Source organism: Pantoea sp. B550, from assembly GCF_024158165.1.
Lineage (GTDB): Bacteria > Pseudomonadota > Gammaproteobacteria > Enterobacterales > Enterobacteriaceae > Pantoea > Pantoea alfalfae.
Genome location: NZ_JAMYXI010000003.1, coordinates 3,433,174 through 3,453,158 on the forward strand (window position 1 = coordinate 3,433,174; position 19,985 = coordinate 3,453,158).

The following is a 19,985-nucleotide window of genomic DNA, read 5'->3' on the forward strand; positions in this document are numbered from 1 at the left end:
CAATTAATTACCCTCTAAATACGCCTTAGTGTCGGCAATCAGCGCATCGGCGATTTTGCCGGTATCCATCTTCAGTTCGCCATTACGAATGGCCGTTTTCAGTTGTTCAACGCGCTCGACGTTAATATCTTTGCTGCTCGGCTGCATCAGCTGCGACTGCGCGCTGCTCAGGCTGACCTGGGCTGCAGCGGGGGTCGTGGCTGCTACCGGGCTGGCACTCTGACGCACTTTGCTGCTGCCAGTCTCGCTGCTGTCGCGGCTCTGGACGGTGCTGGCGGGTTTCAGAGGTTGCGTTCTGTCAATGCTCATATTCGGGCTCCTGTACGGTCAGGGGAAGTCTGCCACCTGAATCATAATAGCGTTATCGCTTTGTTGATTCTTCTATCGGCAGCACTACGGGCTTCTTTAACACTTTACAGCGTTATAAGAATATTCCCATCCTCGCGAACTTTACCGCTGACAATCTGGCCATTTCCCATCCTTACCCGAACCAATTGCGAGCGGGCGGCATTGTTCAGCGCCTTGCCCTCACCGCTGGCGTCAAAGCCGTCACCGCTGGCAATCACCATCACATTCTGACCCGCCTTAACACGCCATGGCTGACGCAGCGTGGAAGGATTAATCGGCTGTCCTGGCTGGATATCACGCAGCACGACGGCGTCTGCAACTGCGTCCGCATTCAGCAGGGCGCGGGCAGGCAGGGTATCAAGGCGGCCGGTCTGCAGCGTGAAATCACTTTCGCTGACGCTGCTGCCCTGGCTCAGCAGCCGGGTCGCCACCAGATAGGAACCGGTGACCTGAACCTGTACCTGGATATAACGGCGATTCTCATCGCAGTTTGCCGCCACGCTCATGTTGCCCCATAACCGGCTATTGCCTGGCAGGGTGAACTTTGGCATGTCACAGGCTGGCCATTGCTCTTTCGGCGTGCGCACCACGACAACCATGCCTTCAGCATGCTGAGCGTCACGCGCTTTAAAAAATTGATTCAGTTGTGCATTGAGATCCCCGGCAGAAGCCGGCAGGGCGATCATGACCAGCAGGCTGGTCAGCAGAGTCAGATATCGACGCATTGTGCAGTTCCTCACTGATGATGGCGACGAGTGTACCCGTTAAGAAAAATCCTCAATTGTCAAAATAGCGGTCATTTAAGGCGTTATTCAGACGATGACGGCTTGCTTTTTCAAATTAAGCTGCGAGCTCAAAATTCTCATACGCGGAGGAAACATGCTCGACAAACTGGATGCGGCGCTGAAATTTGGAACGGAGGCCCTCAACCTGCGTGCTCAACGTCAGGAGATCCTGGCGTCAAATATTGCCAACGCCGATACCCCTGGTTATCAGGCCCGGGATATCGACTTTGCCAGCGAGCTGAGTCGGGTGATGTCCAATGGTCGTGCGGAAGGCAGCAGCATGGCGTTAAAAGTCACGTCAGCTCGCCACATTGAAGCACAGACAAACGGGGCGCCATCAATGGATATGCTTTATCGCATTCCTGACCAGCCTTCTGCCGACGGCAACACCGTAGATATGGACCGTGAGCGTACGCAGTTCGCGGATAACAGCCTGAAATATCAAACCGACCTCACCCTCATCAGTAGCCAGATCAAAGGCATGATGAGCGTGTTACAAGGGCAATAATTATGGCCTTGCTGAATATTTTTGACATTGCCGGCTCAGCGATGACCGCGCAATCACAGCGATTAAACGTCAGTGCCAGTAACCTGGCAAACGCCGACAGCGTCACCGGCCCCGATGGCAAGCCTTACGTGGCAAAGCAGGTGGTCTTCCAGACCGATGCGGCCCCGGGTTCAGCGACCGGCGGTGTGAAAGTGGCACGCGTCGTGGACGATCCGACACCTGCGAAGCTGGTCTATGACCCGGGCAACCCGATGGCCGATGCCAAAGGCTACGTGAAGATGCCGAACGTGGATGTGGTTTCTGAAAGCGTCAACACCATGTCGGCGTCACGCAGCTACCAGGCCAACGTCGAGGTGCTCAACACCGTGAAGTCGATGATGATGAAAACCCTGACGATCGGGCAATAACGGAGAAAAATGATGGCTATCGCGGTAGGCGTTAATGAAAAGCTGGACCCCACGGTCCTTAGCTCATCCAGCACCAGCGGCACCGGCAACAACGCGCAGGATCTGCAGAATCAGTTCCTGACCATGCTGGTGACGCAGTTAAAGAACCAGGATCCAACCAATCCAATGGATAACAGCCAGCTCACCACGCAGCTGGCACAGATCAATACCCTGAGCGGCATTGAAAAACTGAATACCACACTGGGATCGATCTCCGGACAGATCAGCACCAGCCAGTCGCTGCAGAGCTCCACGCTGATTGGGCATGGCGTGATGGTTAATGGCGGACAGATTCTGGTAGGCAACGGCACCACCACGCCATTTGGCGTGGAACTGGCTTCCGCCTCTACCGGCGCATCCGCCACCATTAAAGATGCGAATGGCACGGTGATCGACACCGTCGATCTGGGCGCGCTGAGCGCTGGCGTCCACACCTTCTCGTGGGATGGCAAGCTGACTGATGGCTCTGTCGCACCGGATGGTAAATACAGCGTTGCGATTGCCGCAAGCAATGGCAACACACAACTGGTGGCACAACCGCTTAACTACGCCTACGTCAATGGGGTGAGTACTGCGAACAACACCACAAAACTGGATCTCGGCACCATGGGCTCCGCCACCCTTGACGACGTACGTCAGATTCTCTGATTAACCTGTAGACAGGAAACAAACACATGTCATTTTCCCAAGCGGTCAGCGGCCTTGGTGCTGCTTCAAGTAACCTTGATGTCATCGGTAACAACATTGCCAACTCCGCGACAGCGGGCTTTAAATCCAGCACCATCGCGTTTGCCGATATGTTTGCCGGTTCTAACGTCGGTCTTGGTACCAAAGTCGCTGCGGTGATCCAGAACTTTAACGACGGTGCGACCACCACCACCAGCCGTGGCCTGGACGTTGCGCTGAGCGGCAACGGTTTCTTCCGTATGACCGACAGCAGCGGCGGCGTCTTCTATTCACGTAACGGCCAGTTAACGCTGGATGCCAACCGTAACCTGGTGAACACCCAGGGTCTGAACGTGACCGGCTATCCGGCAAGCGGTTCACCGGCCACCATCCAGGCGGGTGCCAACCCGGTGGCGCTGACTATTCCTACCACGCAGATGTCAGCCCGCGCCACTACCACCGCCGGTCTGGTTGCCAACCTGAACTCAACGGATACCACGCCAACGGTAACCACTTTCTCGACGGCGAACGCAGACAGCTACAACAAGAAAACCACCGCCACCGTGTTCGATTCGCAGGGTAATGACCATGCGCTCGACATGTATTTCGTGAAAGACACCACCAGCAACAGCTGGACAGTCCACACCATTGATGGCAACACCGGCACCTCAGCGGGTGACTTCAGAATGGCGTTTGATACCAGCGGTAAGCTGACCAGCGTCTCTAAGCTGGCTGCAAACGGTACGGTAGCGAGCACCACCACAGATGGCACTGTTGGCCTGACGCTGAACGTAGGTGGCGCCAATGGCGCGGTCGCCAATCAGCCAATCAACCTGAGCATGCTGGGCAGCCTGCAGCAGAACACCGGCGCGACCACCTTTGGCAGCCCGACGCAGGATGGCTATGCGCCAGGCGATCTGACCAGCTACGCGATCAATGATGACGGCACCATTACCGGTAGCTACTCAAACCAAAAAACCCAGCTGCTGGGTCAGATTGTCCTGGCGAGCTTCTCTAACCCGGAAGGTCTGCAGTCACAGGGCGACAATGTCTGGCAGGCTTCGAGCGCATCCGGTCAGGCAGCAATTGGTCTGGCTAACACCGGCACCTTCGGTTCACTGACGGCGGGCGCACTGGAATCGTCCAACGTCGACATGAGTAAAGAGCTGGTGAACATGATCGTCGCGCAGCGTAACTATCAGGCGAATGCGCAGACCATCAAAACTCAGGACCAGATTCTCAACACGCTGGTTAACTTACGTTAATTCGCTAACAGGATTGCCATATGGATCACGCGATATATACCGCGATGGGCGCGGCCAGCCAGACGCTGGATCAGCAGGCGGTGACCGCCAGCAACCTCGCCAACGCCTCAACACCGGGTTTTCGTGCACAGCTGAATGCGCTGCGCGCGGTGCCGGTGAGTGGCTGGTCGCTGCCGACCCGTACGCTGGTCGCCGCCTCGACACCCGGCGCCGACATGAGTCAGGGCGCGATGGATTACACCGAGCGTCCGCTCGATGTGGCGGTGCAGCAGGATGGCTGGCTGGCGGTGCGTACCGCTGACGGCAGCGAAGCCTATACCCGCAACGGCAATATGCAAATCAGTCCGACCGGTACGCTGACGGTTCAGGGCAATCCTGTGATGGGCGATGGCGGTCCGATTGTGATCCCGCAGGGTACGGAAATCACCATTGCGGCAGACGGCTCCATCACCGGGCTGAACGCCGGTGATTCGCCGAATGCCACGGTTCAGCTGGGCAAGCTGAAGCTGGTCAGGGCAACCGGGCAGGAGCTGCAGCGCAGTGATGACGGCATGTTCCGTCCCACTGCGTCGACGCAGGCGACCCGTGGTGCCGCACTGCAGGCTGACGCCACTATGCAGGTGATGCCTGGCGTGCTGGAAGGCAGCAACGTCAAACCAGTGGAAACCATGGTCGATATGATCGCCAACGCCCGACGTTTTGAGATGCAGATGAAAGTCATCACCAACGTCGACGAAAATGAACAAAAAGCCAATCAGCTCCTGAACATGAGCTAAGGCGCGAGGATAACAACATGATTCGTTCTTTATGGATCGCTAAGACCGGTCTTGATGCGCAGCAGATGAACATGGACGTCATTGCCAACAACCTGGCAAACGTCAGCACTAACGGCTTTAAACGTTCACGTGCCGTGTTCGAAGATCTGATGTACCAGACTATGCGCCAGCCGGGCACGCAGTCGTCAGAACAGACAACGCTGCCATCGGGCCTGCAGATCGGTACCGGTGTGCGTCCGGTGACCACTGAGCGTCTGCATACTCAGGGCAACCTGTCGCAGACCAGTAACTCAAAAGATATTGCTATTAACGGTCAGGGTTATTTTCAGATTCAGATGCCGGACGGCACCTCTGCTTATACCCGTGATGGCGCGTTTCAGGTTGATCAGAACGGACAGCTGGTGACCAACTCCGGTTTCCCGGTACAGCCAGGCATTACCATTCCGGCCAACGCCACCAGCATTACGGTGTCGCGTGACGGTGTGGTCAGCGTGACGCAGCAGGGTCAGGCTCAGGCCGCACAGGTCGGTCAGTTAACGCTGAGCACCTTTATGAACGACGCCGGTCTCGATAGCGTGGGTGAAAACCTTTACAAGGAAACCCAGGCATCGGGCGCACCGACGGACAGCACGCCAGGCCAGAACGGCGCGGGTCTGCTCTATCAGGGCTATACCGAAACCTCGAACGTTAACGTAGCGGAAGAGCTGGTCACCATGATCCAGACGCAGCGCGCTTATGAAATCAACAGCAAGGCGATCAGCACCTCTGATCAGATGCTGGCGAAATTAACCCAGCTTTAATCCCGAACAGGGCCAGCCCGTGCTGGCCTGAGATACAGACATTAATAAGGTCGTGACACCGTGGCGAAGCAACAGATTCTCAAGCCTGGACATTGGTTAGTCGCCTCGTTGCTGCTAACTCTTAACGGATGTGCCCTGGTCCCGCGTACTCCGCTGGTCGAGGGGGCAACCACGGCGCAGCCGATGCCGTCCGCGCCACCGGTGGTAAACGGCTCTATATTCCAGGGCGTCGCGCCACTTAACTACGGCTATCAGCCGCTGTTTGAAGATCGCCGTCCACGCAACATCGGCGATACCCTGACCATCACGCTGCAGGAAAACGTCAGCGCCAGCAAAAGCTCCTCAGCCAGTGCCAGCCGCGACGGCAGCAACAGCTTTGGTGTGAGCGGCGTGCCGACGGGTCTGGCAGGCCTGGTGGGTGCAGGTGGCGAAAAAGCCAATCTCAGCGCCGAAGGCAAAAACGACTTCGCAGGTAAAGGCGGCGCATCCGCCAATAACACCTTTACCGGCACCATTACCGTCACCGTGGATCAGGTGTTGTCAAACGGCAACCTGCACGTAGTCGGTGAAAAACAGATCGCCATTAATCAGGGCACGGAGTTCATTCGCTTCTCGGGCGTGGTCAACCCACGCACCATCAGCGCCAGTAACGCCGTGTTATCTACCGCTGTCGCCGATGCACGTATTGAGTACGTCGGAAATGGTTACATCAATGAGGCGCAGACCATGGGCTGGTTCCAGCGTTTCTTCCTGAACATCTCGCCGATGTAAGAGGTTTCAATGAAAAAGTTAACGCTGTTACGCGCTGGGCTGGCGCTGCTGCTGGGCGTCAGCCTGCTGGCCAAAGCCGATTTGATTCGTGATTTAACCACGGTACAGGGCGTACGTGATAACCAGCTGCTGGGCTACGGCCTGGTCGTGGGTCTGGATGGCACCGGTGACCAGACCACGCAGACGCCCTTTACTACCCAGACGGTGAGCAACATGCTGTCGCAGCTTGGCATCACCGTGCCTGCGGGCACCAATATGCAGCTGAAAAACGTGGCAGCCGTTATGGTGACCGCTAAGCTGCCGTCGTTTGCCCGTCAGGGACAGAACCTGGATGTGGTGGTCTCATCGCTGGGTAATGCTAAAAGCCTGCGCGGCGGCACGCTGTTAATGACGCCGATGAAAGGGGTTGATAACCAGGTCTATGCGCTGGCTCAGGGTAACATCCTGGTCGGTGGTGCAGGTGCCTCTGCGGGCGGCAGCAGTGTTCAGGTCAACCAGCTGAACGGTGGCCGCATCACTGGCGGTGCAACGGTTGAACGTGAACTGCAGAGCAACTTTGGCTCGCAGAACACCCTTAACCTGCAGCTTAACAATGAAGATTTCTCGATGGCGCAGCGTATTGCGGACGCGATCAACGCCCGTGGCGGTTATGGCGCAGCGCAGCCGCTGGATGCCCGTACCGTGCAGATCCGCGTGTCACCGAATAATGGTGCGCAGGTGCGTCTGCTGGCTGAGATCCAGAACATTGATGTTTCGATTCCGGTTGAAGATGCCAAAGTGATCATCAACTCCCGTACCGGCTCGGTAGTCATGAACCGCGAAGTCACGCTGAATCAGTGTGCAGTGGCGCAGGGCAACCTGTCAGTGACGGTTAACCAGCAGCAGAACGTCAGTCAGCCTGATACACCGCTGGCCGGTGGTCAGACCGTGGCAACGACGCAGACCCAGATCGATCTCCGCCAGACCGGCGGTGCGCTGCAGCGCGTCAATGCCAGCGCTAATCTGAATAACGTAGTCCGTGCGCTGAATGCGCTGGGTGCATCACCTATCGAGCTGATGTCGATTCTGCAGTCGATGCAGAGTGCTGGCTGTCTGCGTGCCAAACTGGAAATTATCTGATGGCTGATATGCAATCTGTCACGAGTCCGGCTTTCGACAGCCGCTCCCTGAATGATCTTAAACGCCAGGCGAGCAACGATCCGAAAGGACATGCGTTGCAGGTTGCACGTCAGGTCGAAGGGATGTTTGTACAGATGATGCTGAAGAGTATGCGCGATGCGTTGCCGCAGGACGGCATTATGGGCAACGAGCAGACCAAACTTTTTACCTCTATGTATGACCAGCAGATTGCACAGGAGATGGGCAAGCGTGGCCTCGGTCTGGCGGAAACCATCGTCAAACAGATGCAGCCCGCCACTGCGCCGGATGAAAAAGCCGGTACGGTGCCGATGAAGCTGGATAACAGCTTTATTCTCAGCACCAGCGGAGCCACACCACTGCCCGCCCAGCAGCTGGAGCAGATGGTGCGGAAGGCGATGCCACGACTGCCGCCGGTCGCGTCACCCACGGGGCTGCCGAGCGACAGCCGTGAGTTTATCGCTCAGCTGACGCAGCCAGCGCAGGCGGCCAGTCAGCAGAGTGGTATTCCACATCACCTGATTCTGGCGCAGGCTGCGCTGGAGTCGGGCTGGGGCCAGCGACAGATCCTGACCCGCGACGGCAAGCCGAGCTATAACGTGTTCGGGATTAAAGCCAGCGGAGACTGGAAAGGTGACACCACCGATATCATGACCACCGAATATGAGCAGGGTGCAGCGAAGAAAGTCCGTGCCAGCTTCAGGGTGTACAACTCCTATTTCGAGGCGCTGACCGACTACGTCAAACTGTTGACCAAAAACCCTCGCTATGCGGCAGTGACCAACGCCTCAAGCGCAGAGCAGGGCGCGCAGGCGTTACAGGCGGCAGGCTATGCCACCGACCCGAAATATGCGCAAAAGCTGGTGGGAATGATTCAGCAATTCAAAAGCATGGGCGATAAAGTCGTCAAAGCATACAGCCAGGATATTGGCGACCTGTTCTGATCATTTCGCCTCAAGTTTCACTTAAGCAAGCCGATAACATCCCTATAGCCAGAAGCGTTTCGCCTGCTGGCGCCCACTTTGATGTCTGCCAGCCCGGTTGACGGGGAACGTAAGGAACCGAGATGTCCAGCATAATTAACTCCGCGATGAGCGGATTGAGTGCCGCGCAGGCCGCTCTGAGCACCACCAGTAACAACATTTCTAACTACACCGTGGCGGGCTATTCACGTCAGACCACGGTACTGGCGCAGGCGAACAGTACCCTTCAGGGTAATAGCTATTATGGTAACGGCGTGAACATTACCGGTGTACAACGTGAATATGATTCATTTATTGCCACACAGCTGCGGGGTGCCAGCGCGAGTTACAGTGCAGTCGACACTCAGCATACGCAGATTTCTAACATTGACGATCTGCTGTCGACCGCGACGACCAGCCTGTCGACCTCGCTGCAGGGCTTCTTTACCAACCTGCAGAACGTCGTCAGTAACGCCAACGATCCGTCAGCGCGTCAGTCGATGCTCAGCAATGCACAGGGTCTGGTGAACCAGTTCCAGACCTCAGCGCAATACCTGAACAATATGCAGAACAGCGTCAATGCTGATGTCAGCTCCAGTGTTAAACAGGTCAACACCCTCACCAGCCAGATTGCCGATCTTAACCAGCAGATTGGCAAGTTGACTAATGGCAACGGTGCGGCGCCTAACGATCTGCTTGATAAGCGTGATCAGCTGGTCAATGACCTGAATAAAGTCGTTGGCGTGACGGTATCGCAGCAGGATGGCAATTACACAGTATCAATGGCCAACGGCCTGACGCTGGTTAACGGCAACAAATCTCACGAGCTGGTGGCGATGAGCGCCAGCAGCGATCCGACGCGTACCACGATTGGCTATGTCGACAGGCAGGCGGGCAACGTTGAGATTCCGGAAAAACTGATCACCACCGGCTCGCTTGGCGGTCTGCTGGCGTTCCGCACTCAGGATCTGGATCTGGCACAGAACCAGCTGGGTCAGTTAGCGGCGGCGTTTACCACCAGCTTCAACGACGTCCATAAGCAGGGCTTTGACAGCCACGGCGACCAGGGCGTCGACTTCTTTAATATCGGCAGTCCAGCCGTGGTGAGCAACAGTAAAAACAGTACCGCCGCCTCCGTGACCGCTGAATGGACCGACACCAGCGCGCTGAAAGCCACTAACTACACCGTGAGTTATGACGGCAATAACTGGACCGCAACGCGTGCGTCAGACAGCACCGCAGCCGCCATCACCCAGAGTACCGATGCCAGTGGCAATACCACGCTGAGTTTTGATGGCCTGAAACTGACTGTGGGTGCCTCGCCTGCACCTGCCGCCAAAGACAGCTTCCTGGTGAAGCCGGTCCAGAATGTGATTAACGACATGTCCGTGGCAATCACCAGTGAATCTCAGGTGGCTGCTGCGAGCGCGGTTGGCGGTGAAAGTGATAACCGCAATGCGCAGAAACTGCTGAATCTGCAGGATGTAAAGCTGGTCGGCGGCAACGCCACGCTGTCGCAGGCCTATGCGGCTATCGTCAGCACCGTGGGTAACAAAACCAGCTCGCTGGAAACCACCAGCACGACGCAGAAAAGTGTGGTCAGTCAGCTGACCGAACGCCAGCAGTCAGTCTCTGGCGTCAACCTCGATGAGGAGTACGCCAATCTGACCAAATACCAGCAATATTACATGGCCAATGCGCAGGTGCTCCAGACTGCCAGCACCGTGTTTAACGCATTGATTAATATTCGCTAAGGGCAGGAGATAACATGCGAATCAGTACAAATATGATTTTTGAACAGCAGGTGCGCGGCATTACTGACTCGCAAGCCTCCTGGCTGAAAGTGGGTGAGCAGCTCTCCAGCGGTCGCCGTGTAACGAATCCCTCCGATGACCCGATTGCCGCGTCACGTGCTGTTGTGCTGACTCAGACTCAGCAGCAGGGTGAACAGTATGCGCTGGCGCGTACCTTTGCTGAGCAGGGCCTGTCACTGGAAGACAATACGCTGAAGGGCGTTACCAATGGCATCATTGCGGCGCAGACGCTGATCGTCAATGGCTCAACCGGTACGCTGAGTGACGATGACCGTGGCTCGATTGCCACTCAGCTGGAGGGGATCCGCTCACAGCTGCTTAACCTGGCCAACAGCAAAGATGCCAATGGCCGCTATATTTTTGCCGGCTATAAAACTGACAGCGCGCCGTTTGTTGATACGGCAGGCACGGGCGTCAGTTATGCTGGCGGCACCGAAGCGATCACCCAGAAGGTTGATACCAGCCGTACCATGACCGTGGCGCATACCGGTGACAGCATCTTCATGTCAATCACCGGCAATGCCACCAAAGAGCCGGATGGCAGCGCCAGCGAAACCAATGTGTTTAAGATGCTGGATAGCGCTATTGCGGCATTAAAAGTCCCGCAGGATGATGCGGACGCCACGACTAAACAGACCTTCCAGGCCGCAATGGATAAAACCAACCGCGGGCTGGGTAATGCGCTGAATAATGTCTCAACCGTGGTTTCTGAGATTGGTACTCAGCTTGGTGAAATCGATACGCTGAATGCGCAGGGTGATGACCGTAAAGTGATTTACAGCTCGCAGATGAGTGACCTGGTTAACGTGGATTTAACTGAAGCGGCTTCCAGCTACACCATGCAGCAGACAGCACTTCAGGCTTCTTATAAGACCTTTACTGATATGTCTAAGATGTCACTGTTCCAGATGAATTCGTAGTCTGACCTGAAATTTTGAGCGTACTTTAACCGGATGCGCTTACTTTTTCCCACCCTCCTGCTAAAGGAAGGTGGGATTTTTTTGCCTGTGATTCAGCCGGTGGCAGGGCGATTGGTCATAAAGCCTGCCTGTCTGGTTTTTTTGCTTCCTCACTTCACGCTATCCCGCCGCATGCCTGCCTGATGCTTTCCCGCACTTTATTACGGCCAGCGTGCCTGACGCCCTCTTTACTGATGGCTGACGAATTAAACGGGTTGGTTATTTCCCCTTTGACGGCCTGATGACTGAATCGACGCCATAAAAAAACCCCGGCTTTCAGGCCGGGGTTCAGTTTACAACAGCTTATGCGTTACGGCTTTGTCGCCGGGGCAGTGGCCTGATGTGTGGCGCTATGACCACCCGCAGAACCGCGACCATCGAACTCATAAGGTGCCCGTACCCAGTCACTGTGCGGAGCAGGCTCTGACTGCCAGACCGGCGCAGGCGCTTTGGTCATCGGTGCAGAGGCATAGTGCTTCCAGCGCGTACCGTCATTTGGCACCGCTTCAGCAGCAGGCGCTGATGCACCAGGCTCGACCGCCGTTACCGGTGCTGCAGGCGCGATATCGCGAGCGGCAACCGGGGCATGAGGTTCACTGACTGGCGCGCTTTCAGCGTTAGCAGCAACCGGCGCGTTCAGCACTTCTTCCACCTCTGCGGCGATCTCTTCACTGACATCAGTAGCTGACTGCTCTGCAACGTCTGCAGGCTGTGAAACTTCAGCGGCTGGCGTTACCACCGCTGTTTCGGTGACCAGGTCAGCAGGCTGTGACACTGGCGTTTCAGCGACGGGCTCAGCAGGCACAGCTTCAGCCGCTACCGCTTCCGCTTTGGCTTCATCAGCAGCCGGAACAACAGAAGGCTGCTCGTCAACCGGGGCGTCGATAGCACGGGTATCGTCAGTGTTGACGATCGCTACTGGCGTTTCTGCCTGCGGCTCGGCCTGTTGCACTGGCGCGTCCTGAGCAACCGATTCAACGGCGGCAGCAACCGGCAGCGCATGGGTCACGTCTGCAGTCTCTTCGCTGTTATAAGCTGGCGTCTCGTGCATTACATTCTGAACCTGCTCTTCGCTGGCCTGGCTCACCGGATAGCGAATCCAGACTTTACCGGATGCCATTTCAGGTGAAGCAGCGGCAGCAGCCAGCGGCATTGCTGACTGCGTCGGGTAACGCTCATCACGGTAACGACGACGACGCTGTCCGCTGACGCGCAGATGACGTGGCGAACGACGTGAACGACGCGGCATATTGGCGTTATCACGGTTATCGTTATCATCCTGCTCGTCACTCTGCGAAGCCTGGAAATCAGGCTGTGTCTGAGCAACGTCAGCTGGCTGTGCCTGACGCCCTTCAGCAGGCGGAGCGATGTCGCTGGCTTCGGCTGGCAGAGGCTGACGGTTATCATCAACACGCACCTTCTGGTTCAGCTGACGCGGCTTACGACGCGGCATAACCTGAACGCGTTCATCATCCTGCGCCTCAGTGACGCTCAGGGCTTCAGCAACGACTGCTGGCTGCTCAGCCGCTTTGGCCGCTTCTTCACCGGCACGTTTCTCTTCCTGACGACGACGCTGACGTTCAGCACGCTGTTCACGGCGCTGTTGCTGCTGCTCGTCACGCTGCTGGCGCGCTTCTTCGCTCAGTGCCGGACGCTCTTCGCGTACTTCACCCGTCTGAGACTGACGCTTGTTGCGACGGTTATCGTTGCCATCGCGCGGCTCGCGGCTTTCACGTGGCTCACGACTTTCGCGCGGTTCACGGCTTTCACGCGGCTCGCGACTTTCGCGTGGTTCACGGCCTTCACGAGACTGTGCATTATCACCGTTACGCGGCGTACGCTCACGACGATTGTTGTTACGACGGTTGTTATTGTTGCTGCGGCGCTCGCCACGGCCACTGTTGCTTTCCTGCTCTTCAGTTGCTTTCTGCGTTTCAGCAACCTCAGTGGCCACTGGCGCAGCAGCAGGCGCTTCTTCGCCAGCGAACATTTTTTTCAGGCCGCCAAGCAGACGCCCGAAGAAACCGGTGCTGACGGTCGCGGGTGCAGCGACAGCCGGGGCTGATTTTGCTGCTGGCTGAGCTTCAGCGCGCTTCACTTCTGGCTCAACTTCTACCGGCGCAGGAGGCGCATCAGGCATCACAAAGGCGGCCAGAGCAGGCTGCTCAGGACGACGGCGCTCAGCATGTTCCTCTTCCGACGGCATGGCCATTTCGGCTTCATGCAGCTTCGGCAGATGATAACTCAGGGTCTGCGTCTCTTCGCCTTTACGTACGCGCAGCACGGAGTAGTGCGGGGTCTGCATCTTGTCATCAGGAACAATGATTGCCCGCACGCCGCCCTGGCGTTTTTCAATCGCGTTGACCGCTTCACGTTTTTCATTCAGCAGGTAAGACGCAACCTGAACCGGAACAATGGCGTGAACTTCTTTGGTGTTGTCTTTCAGCGCTTCTTCTTCGATCAGACGCAGAATGGACAGCGCCAGTGACTCGTTATCACGGATAGTGCCGGTACCGCTACAGCGTGGGCAGACGTGATGACTGGATTCACCTAATGACGGGCTCAGACGCTGACGGGACATCTCCAGCAGGCCGAAACGTGAAATGTGGCTGATCTGAATGCGGGCGCGGTCCTGGCGGACAGCTTCACGCAGACGGTTTTCAACAGCGCGCTGATGGCGTACCGGCGTCATATCGATGTAATCGATAACGATCAGGCCGCCCAGGTCACGCAGGCGCAGCTGACGGGCAATCTCATCGGCCGCTTCAAGATTGGTGTTGAACGCTGTCTCTTCAATGTCACCGCCGCGCGTGGCGCGTGCTGAGTTGATATCGATAGCGGTCAGTGCTTCGGTACTGTCGATCACAATCGATCCACCGGAAGGCAGGCGGACTTCACGCTGGAAAGCGGATTCGATTTGCGATTCGATCTGGTAGTGGCTGAACAGCGGGATTTCACCGGTGTAGAGCTTAATTTTGCTGCTGAAGTCCGGACGACCCAGCGCCGCGATATGCTGACGCGCCAGTTCCAGCACTTTCGGATTATCGATAAGGATTTCACCGATGTCCTGACGCAGATAGTCGCGGAAGGCACGCACAATCACGTTGCTCTCCTGATGGATCAGGAACGGAGCAGGGCGATTTTCAGCAGCTTTCTTAATCGCTTCCCAGTGCTTGAGACGGAAGCTTAAGTCCCACTGCAGCGACTCGGCAGATTTACCGACGCCGGCAGTACGCACAATCAGGCCCATGCCTTCCGGCAGATCCAGCGCCGACAGCGCTTCTTTCAGTTCGGTACGATCGTCACCTTCGATGCGGCGAGAGATACCGCCTGCACGTGGGTTATTCGGCATCAGTACCAGGTAGCTGCCCGCCAGAGAGATAAAGGTCGTCAGTGCAGCGCCTTTATTGCCGCGTTCTTCTTTATCGATCTGAACAATGACTTCCTGGCCTTCACGCAGCACGTCTTTAATATTCGGACGACCATGTGCGTTGTAGCTGGAGGGGAAATATTCGCGGGAAATTTCTTTTAACGGGAGGAAACCGTGACGCTCTGCGCCGTAATCGACAAACGCAGCTTCAAGGCTGGGTTCAATGCGAGTGATTTTACCTTTGTAGATGTTGGCTTTTTTCTGTTCGTGTCCAGGACTTTCGATATCCAGATCGTACAGACGCTGACCGTCAACCAGGGCAACGCGCAACTCCTCCTGCTGAGTTGCGTTTATTAACATTCTTTTCATCGTGACTTACTCGTTATTCTTTCATGAGTGATTACAGCTGCGGGCATAGTTACCCTGGACGAGTATCAACCGATGGCCCCGTGACTTAGTGCAATGTCGTCAACCTCACGGCTGTCGACCGCGCGAGGGGCGCAAATAACGTCGGTGGCCTGTTTTTCATAAGGAAAAACAGCACCAGATAGTGGAAATGCCTGAGAGAATAAAGAAAACCCGTGCATCCCATACTGTTGTCCAGGCCGCAACCCGCAGCCCGCTAAGTGCCTGATTTCGCATTACGTCTTACGCCATTGCTGCGTGTCTGCTCAATCCGGCAAAATGACAATTTCGCTCGGTTTCTGCACTGAAATGCTTCAGTTAAGAAACTCAGGCATTATTCCATTGCTAACCTTCATATAGCAAGGCGACTTTAGCCAGCTTGTGAAGTTTCTTTACATTTAACTTGCTAATGTGTCGGACAAAGCAGCGGTTTGCTGAAAAAGCCAGCAGAGAAGCGACCTGCCATCACATCAACCCCAGAGTTAAGCACAGAAAAAGGGGTGGCGCTATCAGGGGACACTATTTAGAATCGCCGCCATGAAAACAGAGAATCCCGGCGTACATTTTGTCGCCATCACGGCTGAAAATGCCGGACAACGCATTGATAACTTTTTGCGCACCCAGCTCAAGGGTGTGCCAAAGAGCATGATTTATCGCATCGTACGCAAGGGCGAGGTACGGGTGAATAAAAAGCGCGTCAAGCCTGAGTACAAGCTGGAGGAGGGTGATGAGGTACGCATTCCACCGGTCCGGGTAGCGGAACGCGATGAAGATGCCGTATCACCTAAGCTGGCAAAGGTCGCTTCGCTGGCGGACGCTATCCTCTTTGAGGATGAGTCGCTGCTGGTGATGAACAAGCCCTCTGGCACTGCCGTGCATGGCGGCAGCGGACTCAGTTTTGGGGTGATTGAAGGGCTACGTGCGCTGCGCCCGGAAGCGCGCTTCCTGGAACTGGTGCATCGCCTGGATCGTGACACCTCGGGCATTCTGCTGGTCGCAAAAAAACGCTCGGCGCTGCGTTCCCTGCACGAGCAACTGCGTGAAAAGGGGATGCAGAAAGATTATCTGGCCCTGGTGCGCGGCAACTGGCCGTCACATCTTAAGGTCGTTCAGGCTCCCCTGCTGAAAAATATTCTCCAGAGCGGTGAGCGTGTCGTGCGTGTCAGCAGCGAAGGTAAAGCCTCTGAAACCCGTTTTAAAGTGGAAGAGCGGTTTGAGTTTGCCACGCTGGTGAAAGCAAGTCCGGTCACCGGACGCACCCACCAGATTCGTGTACATACGCTGCACGCCGGGCATCCCATCGCCTTCGACGATCGCTATGGCGAACGTGACTTTGACAGTCAGCTGGCGTCAACAGGTCTGAAACGCCTGTTCCTGCACGCGGCGGCACTGACCTTTACTCATCCCGGCACTGGCGAAGTCATGCGTGTTGAAGCGCCGCTGGATGATGGCCTGAAGCAGTGCCTGAATAAGCTGCGTCAGCTGAAAGTGTAATCGTTCTCCGGCATCAGTCCGTTAAAGGGTTGATGCCGGCCTGCTGCAACATTCCGTTGAGTGCAATCAGCGGCAGCCCGACCAGCGTATTAGGATCGCGCCCCTCCAGCCGATCAAACAGACAAATTCCCAGACCTTCACTTTTAAAACTACCTGCACATTGCAGCGGCTGCTCCTTTTCCACATACCCGGCGATTTCAGCGTCCGTTAAGGAGCGGAAATGCACCACGAAGGGTTCGCAACACTGCAGCAGCCTGCCGCTGGCCGGATGAAAAAGAGCCAGCCCGGTGTAAAAGGTAATCGCCTGACCGCTGGCGGCACGCAGTTGCGCCCGCGCATTCTCTGCCGTATGAGGCTTACCGGCGATCGCGCCATCCAGCACGCAGACCTGATCTGAGCCGATTATCCAGTGATCAGGCCAGGCTTTTGCCAGCGCCTGCGCTTTCGCTACAGCAAGACGGGTGACCAGCGCTTCGGCATTTTCACCGGGCTGCGGTGACTCATCCACCTCAGGCGCAGCGGTAATAAAAGGCAGGCCCAGCTTGCGCAGTAATGCCTGCCGAAAGGGCGAGGTTGAAGCTAAAAGAATTGATGGCGTCATTTTTTTTCAATAGTGATAGCGAATTGGTGACAGTCATTTTAAACTGTGCGCCGCACTGGATGCGAATAGTGGTTGAAAGATGCTGTTTAACGGCCTTTTTCTTTGACTCTATGACATTACAAAGTTAATATGCGCGCCCTATGCAAAAGGTAAAATTACCCCTAACGCTGGACCCTGTCCGCACCGCTCAGAAGCGCCTTGATTATCAGGGTGTCTACACATCTGTTCAGGTGGAGCGTGTGGCCGAGTCGGTCGTTAGTGTGGACAGTGATGTGGATTGTGCCATGTCGTTTGCGGTTGATAACCAACGTCTGGCGGTACTGACGGGTACTGCTGAAGTTCAGGTGACGTTACGTTGTCAGCGCTGCAACCAGACCTTTCCCCATCACGTAAAAGTGAGTTATTGCTTCAGCCCTGTCTCTTCTGAAGAGCAGGCCGAGGCACTACCGGAAGCGTACGAGCCGGTCGATGTCAACGAGTTTGGTGAGATCGATCTGCTGGCGGTTGTCGAGGATGAACTGATTCTCGCGCTGCCGGTCGTTCCGGTGCACGATTCTGAACACTGTGAAGTGTCCGAGGCGGACATGGTCTTTGGCAAACTGCCTGCAGAGGCGGAGAAACCAAATCCATTTGCCGTATTAGCCAGTTTAAAGCGTAAGTAATAGGAGTAAGGTCCATGGCCGTACAACAGAATAAACCCACCCGTTCTAAGCGTGGTATGCGTCGTTCACACGATGCGCTGACCACTGCTGCTCTGTCAGTAGATAAAGTTTCTGGCGAAACTCATCTGCGTCATCATATCACTGCGGACGGTTACTACCGCGGTCGCAAGGTTATCGTTAAGTAAGTTTCTTGCTTAGCAAGGCGATACCTTGACACGTTTGACCCTGGCGATTGATGCCATGGGCGGGGACTTCGGTCCCTGCGTGACAGTGCCTGCAGCATTGCAGGCACTGGCCTCTCATACGGAACTATTCCTTCTTCTGGTCGGACATCCCGACACCCTCACGCCATTGCTTGCCAAAGCGGATTCCTCCCTGATGGGGCGTTTGCAGGTTATCCCTGCCGAATCGGTTATTGCAAGTGATGCGCGGCCCGCTCAGGCCATCCGGAACAGTCGCGGCAGTTCAATGCGCGTGGCACTGGAGATGGTTAAAGAGGGACGTGCACAGGCCTGCATCAGCGCTGGCAATACCGGTGCGCTGATGGGGCTGTCGACACGCTTATTAAAACCGCTGGATGGGATTAAGCGTCCTGCGCTGATGTCCGTTTTACCGCATCAGCAACAGGGTAAAACCGTGGTGCTGGATCTGGGTGCGAATGTGGGCTCAGACAGTGCGATGCTGGTGCAGTTTGCTGTGATGGGGTCGGTGATGGCTGAGCATGTGCTTGGTATTCCACGGCCCCGCGTCGCGTTGCTTAATATTGGTCACGAAGAGACCAAGGGGCTGGAAACCATCCGCGACGCCGCAGTAGTGCTGCGAGAATCACCGCAAATCAACTATATTGGTTACCTTGAAGGTAACGAACTGCTTACCGGTAAAACAGATGTGATGGTCTGTGACGGTTTTGTCGGAAACGTCACGCTGAAGACGATGGAAGGCGTGGTAAGAATGTTTCTTTCTCTGCTGAAGTCATCAGGGGAAAGTAAAAAACGGTCATGGTGGCTTCAGTTGCTGGGGCGCTTAATCCAGAAACGTCTGGCGAAGCGCTTCGGACAACTCAACCCTGACCAGTACAATGGCGCTTGTCTGTTAGGATTGCGCGGAACAGTGATCAAGAGTCACGGCGCAGCAAATCAACACGCCTTCGCCGTGGCGATAGAACAGGCAGAGCAGGCGGTGAGGCAGCAAATTCCCGAGCGAATTGCTGCGCGCCTTGATGCTGTATTAGCCAGGAGTGACAAAGCCTAGATGTATACCAAAATTATCGGTACGGGCAGTTATCTGCCCAGCCAGGTTCGCACCAATGCCGATCTGGAAAAAATGGTGGAGACGTCGGACGAGTGGATTGTTACCCGTACCGGCATCCGTGAGCGTCGCATTGCTGCGCCTGACGAAACCGTCGCCACCATGGGATTCAGCGCGGCGCAACGCGCGCTTGAAATGGCAGGCATTGACGCGAACGATGTTGGGCTGATTATTGTCGCCACAACGTCGTCCAGCCATGCTTTCCCCAGCTCCGCCTGCATGATCCAGCAAATGCTGGAAATCAAAGATTGCGCGGCCTTTGACCTTGCTGCTGCCTGTGCAGGTTTCACCTATGCACTGAGCGTAGCTGATCAATACATCAAAAATGGCGCGGTTAAGCATGCTCTGGTCATCGGCGCTGATGTCCTGGCACGCGCACTGGATCCGGACGATCGCGGCACCATCATTCTGTTTGGTGATGGCGCGGGTGCGGTCGTGCTGGGCCAGAGCGAAGAGCAGGGAATTATCTCTACCCATCTTCATGCTGATGGTCGCTATGCACAGCTTCTGACGCTGCCTTATCAGGATCGTGCCCATCAGGATCAGCCTGCCTATGTCACTATGGCAGGTAACGAAGTCTTCAAGGTTGCCGTCACCGAACTGGCCCACATCGTTGATGAAACGCTGCAGGCCAATAATCTCGATCGTGAAATGCTGGACTGGCTGGTACCGCATCAGGCTAACCTGCGCATTATCAGCGCTACCGCGAAAAAACTCGGTATGACCATGGATAAAGTGGTCGTCACACTGGATCGCCATGGCAATACCTCTGCTGCATCGGTGCCCAGCGCACTGGATGAAGCGGTGCGTGATGGCCGCATCAAACCCGGACACCTTATTCTGCTGGAAGCCTTTGGTGGTGGATTCACCTGGGGTTCTGCGCTGGTTCGCTTTTGATTGACAGGAAC

20 protein-coding genes are annotated in these 19,985 nt (G+C 56.0%); 16 read left to right on the forward strand and 4 right to left on the reverse strand.

Annotated features, from left to right (window positions below):
* Positions 1-3 precede the first annotated feature (3 nt).
* A complete protein-coding gene (flgM, locus tag NIM72_RS19085) occupies positions 4-309 on the reverse strand; it encodes a flagellar biosynthesis anti-sigma factor FlgM (RefSeq protein WP_161733797.1) in 306 nt (101 codons plus the stop codon).
* A 104-nt stretch (positions 310-413) separates the two neighbouring features.
* On the reverse strand, positions 414-1,073 hold the full coding sequence (gene flgA, locus NIM72_RS19090) for a flagellar basal body P-ring formation chaperone FlgA (protein WP_253421584.1): 660 nt from the start codon (positions 1,071-1,073) through the stop codon (positions 414-416).
* A 154-nt stretch (positions 1,074-1,227) separates the two neighbouring features.
* Between flgA and flgB the strand changes: the two genes are divergently transcribed.
* The 11 genes from flgB to flgL all read left to right on the forward strand — a co-directional run bounded on the left by flgB (position 1,228) and on the right by flgL (position 11,198).
* Entirely contained in the window at positions 1,228-1,641 is a 414-nt protein-coding gene (gene flgB, locus NIM72_RS19095; RefSeq protein ID WP_003849889.1) for a flagellar basal body rod protein FlgB, read from the forward strand.
* 2 nt (positions 1,642-1,643) lie between these two features.
* Positions 1,644-2,048 carry a flagellar basal body rod protein FlgC gene (flgC, locus tag NIM72_RS19100; RefSeq protein WP_013357440.1) on the forward strand — a complete coding sequence of 135 codons (405 nt, stop codon included), beginning with the start codon at positions 1,644-1,646 and terminating at the stop codon, positions 2,046-2,048.
* 12 nt (positions 2,049-2,060) lie between these two features.
* Positions 2,061-2,735 (forward strand): flagellar hook assembly protein FlgD, encoded by a 675-nt coding sequence (gene flgD, locus NIM72_RS19105; RefSeq protein ID WP_013357441.1) that lies wholly within the window; start codon positions 2,061-2,063, stop codon positions 2,733-2,735.
* A 26-nt stretch (positions 2,736-2,761) separates the two neighbouring features.
* Positions 2,762-4,018 (forward strand): flagellar hook protein FlgE, encoded by a 1,257-nt coding sequence (gene flgE / locus NIM72_RS19110; protein ID WP_253421586.1) that lies wholly within the window; start codon positions 2,762-2,764, stop codon positions 4,016-4,018.
* 20 nt (positions 4,019-4,038) lie between these two features.
* Complete coding sequence (locus tag NIM72_RS19115) at positions 4,039-4,794, forward strand: flagellar basal body rod protein FlgF (protein ID WP_013357443.1); 756 nt, start codon at positions 4,039-4,041, stop codon at positions 4,792-4,794.
* Between the two features lie 17 nt (positions 4,795-4,811).
* Positions 4,812-5,594 (forward strand): flagellar basal-body rod protein FlgG, encoded by a 783-nt coding sequence (gene flgG / locus NIM72_RS19120; RefSeq protein WP_003849881.1) that lies wholly within the window; start codon positions 4,812-4,814, stop codon positions 5,592-5,594.
* 60 nt (positions 5,595-5,654) lie between these two features.
* Positions 5,655-6,365 (forward strand): flagellar basal body L-ring protein FlgH, encoded by a 711-nt coding sequence (locus NIM72_RS19125; protein ID WP_033732242.1) that lies wholly within the window; start codon positions 5,655-5,657, stop codon positions 6,363-6,365.
* A gap of 9 nt (positions 6,366-6,374) precedes the next feature.
* The gene (locus NIM72_RS19130; protein ID WP_161733791.1) at positions 6,375-7,484 is read left to right on the forward strand and encodes a flagellar basal body P-ring protein FlgI; all 1,110 of its coding nucleotides are present in this window, start codon (positions 6,375-6,377) and stop codon (positions 7,482-7,484) included.
* Positions 7,484-8,446, forward strand: a complete 963-nt coding sequence (gene flgJ / locus NIM72_RS19135; protein ID WP_150009739.1) for a flagellar assembly peptidoglycan hydrolase FlgJ — start codon at positions 7,484-7,486, stop codon at positions 8,444-8,446. Before NIM72_RS19130 ends, flgJ begins: the two co-directional genes overlap by 1 nt.
* A gap of 122 nt (positions 8,447-8,568) precedes the next feature.
* Positions 8,569-10,218, forward strand: coding sequence for a flagellar hook-associated protein FlgK (flgK, locus tag NIM72_RS19140; RefSeq protein WP_161733786.1), 1,650 nt, complete (start codon positions 8,569-8,571; stop codon positions 10,216-10,218).
* 14 nt (positions 10,219-10,232) lie between these two features.
* The gene (flgL, locus tag NIM72_RS19145) at positions 10,233-11,198 is read left to right on the forward strand and encodes a flagellar hook-associated protein FlgL (RefSeq protein WP_161733784.1); all 966 of its coding nucleotides are present in this window, start codon (positions 10,233-10,235) and stop codon (positions 11,196-11,198) included.
* 349 nt (positions 11,199-11,547) lie between these two features.
* Here the strand turns inward: flgL and rne are convergent, their stop codons facing one another.
* A complete protein-coding gene (gene rne, locus NIM72_RS19150; protein ID WP_222924193.1) occupies positions 11,548-14,976 on the reverse strand; it encodes a ribonuclease E in 3,429 nt (1,142 codons plus the stop codon).
* 573 nt (positions 14,977-15,549) lie between these two features.
* On the opposite strand from rne, the gene rluC reads away from it, so the two are divergent.
* Positions 15,550-16,506: a 23S rRNA pseudouridine(955/2504/2580) synthase RluC gene (gene rluC, locus NIM72_RS19155; RefSeq protein ID WP_161733780.1), complete on the forward strand. Its 957-nt coding sequence runs from the start codon at positions 15,550-15,552 to the stop codon at positions 16,504-16,506.
* 13 nt (positions 16,507-16,519) lie between these two features.
* Here the strand turns inward: rluC and NIM72_RS19160 are convergent, their stop codons facing one another.
* On the reverse strand, positions 16,520-17,107 hold the full coding sequence (locus NIM72_RS19160) for a nucleoside triphosphate pyrophosphatase (protein WP_253421587.1): 588 nt from the start codon (positions 17,105-17,107) through the stop codon (positions 16,520-16,522).
* A gap of 140 nt (positions 17,108-17,247) precedes the next feature.
* Here NIM72_RS19160 and yceD point away from each other — a divergent pair, with 140 nt between their 5' ends.
* The 4 genes from yceD to NIM72_RS19180 are packed head-to-tail and all read left to right on the forward strand — an operon-like array spanning position 17,248 to position 19,974.
* On the forward strand, positions 17,248-17,769 hold the full coding sequence (gene yceD, locus NIM72_RS19165; RefSeq protein ID WP_008925931.1) for a 23S rRNA accumulation protein YceD: 522 nt from the start codon (positions 17,248-17,250) through the stop codon (positions 17,767-17,769).
* Positions 17,770-17,783: 14 nt separating this feature from the next.
* A complete protein-coding gene (rpmF, locus tag NIM72_RS19170; RefSeq protein WP_003849870.1) occupies positions 17,784-17,954 on the forward strand; it encodes a 50S ribosomal protein L32 in 171 nt (56 codons plus the stop codon).
* A 25-nt stretch (positions 17,955-17,979) separates the two neighbouring features.
* The gene (gene plsX, locus NIM72_RS19175; protein WP_253421588.1) at positions 17,980-19,020 is read left to right on the forward strand and encodes a phosphate acyltransferase PlsX; all 1,041 of its coding nucleotides are present in this window, start codon (positions 17,980-17,982) and stop codon (positions 19,018-19,020) included.
* Positions 19,021-19,974 carry a beta-ketoacyl-ACP synthase III gene (locus tag NIM72_RS19180; RefSeq protein WP_161733774.1) on the forward strand — a complete coding sequence of 318 codons (954 nt, stop codon included), beginning with the start codon at positions 19,021-19,023 and terminating at the stop codon, positions 19,972-19,974.
* The last annotated feature ends 11 nt before the right edge of the window (positions 19,975-19,985 follow it).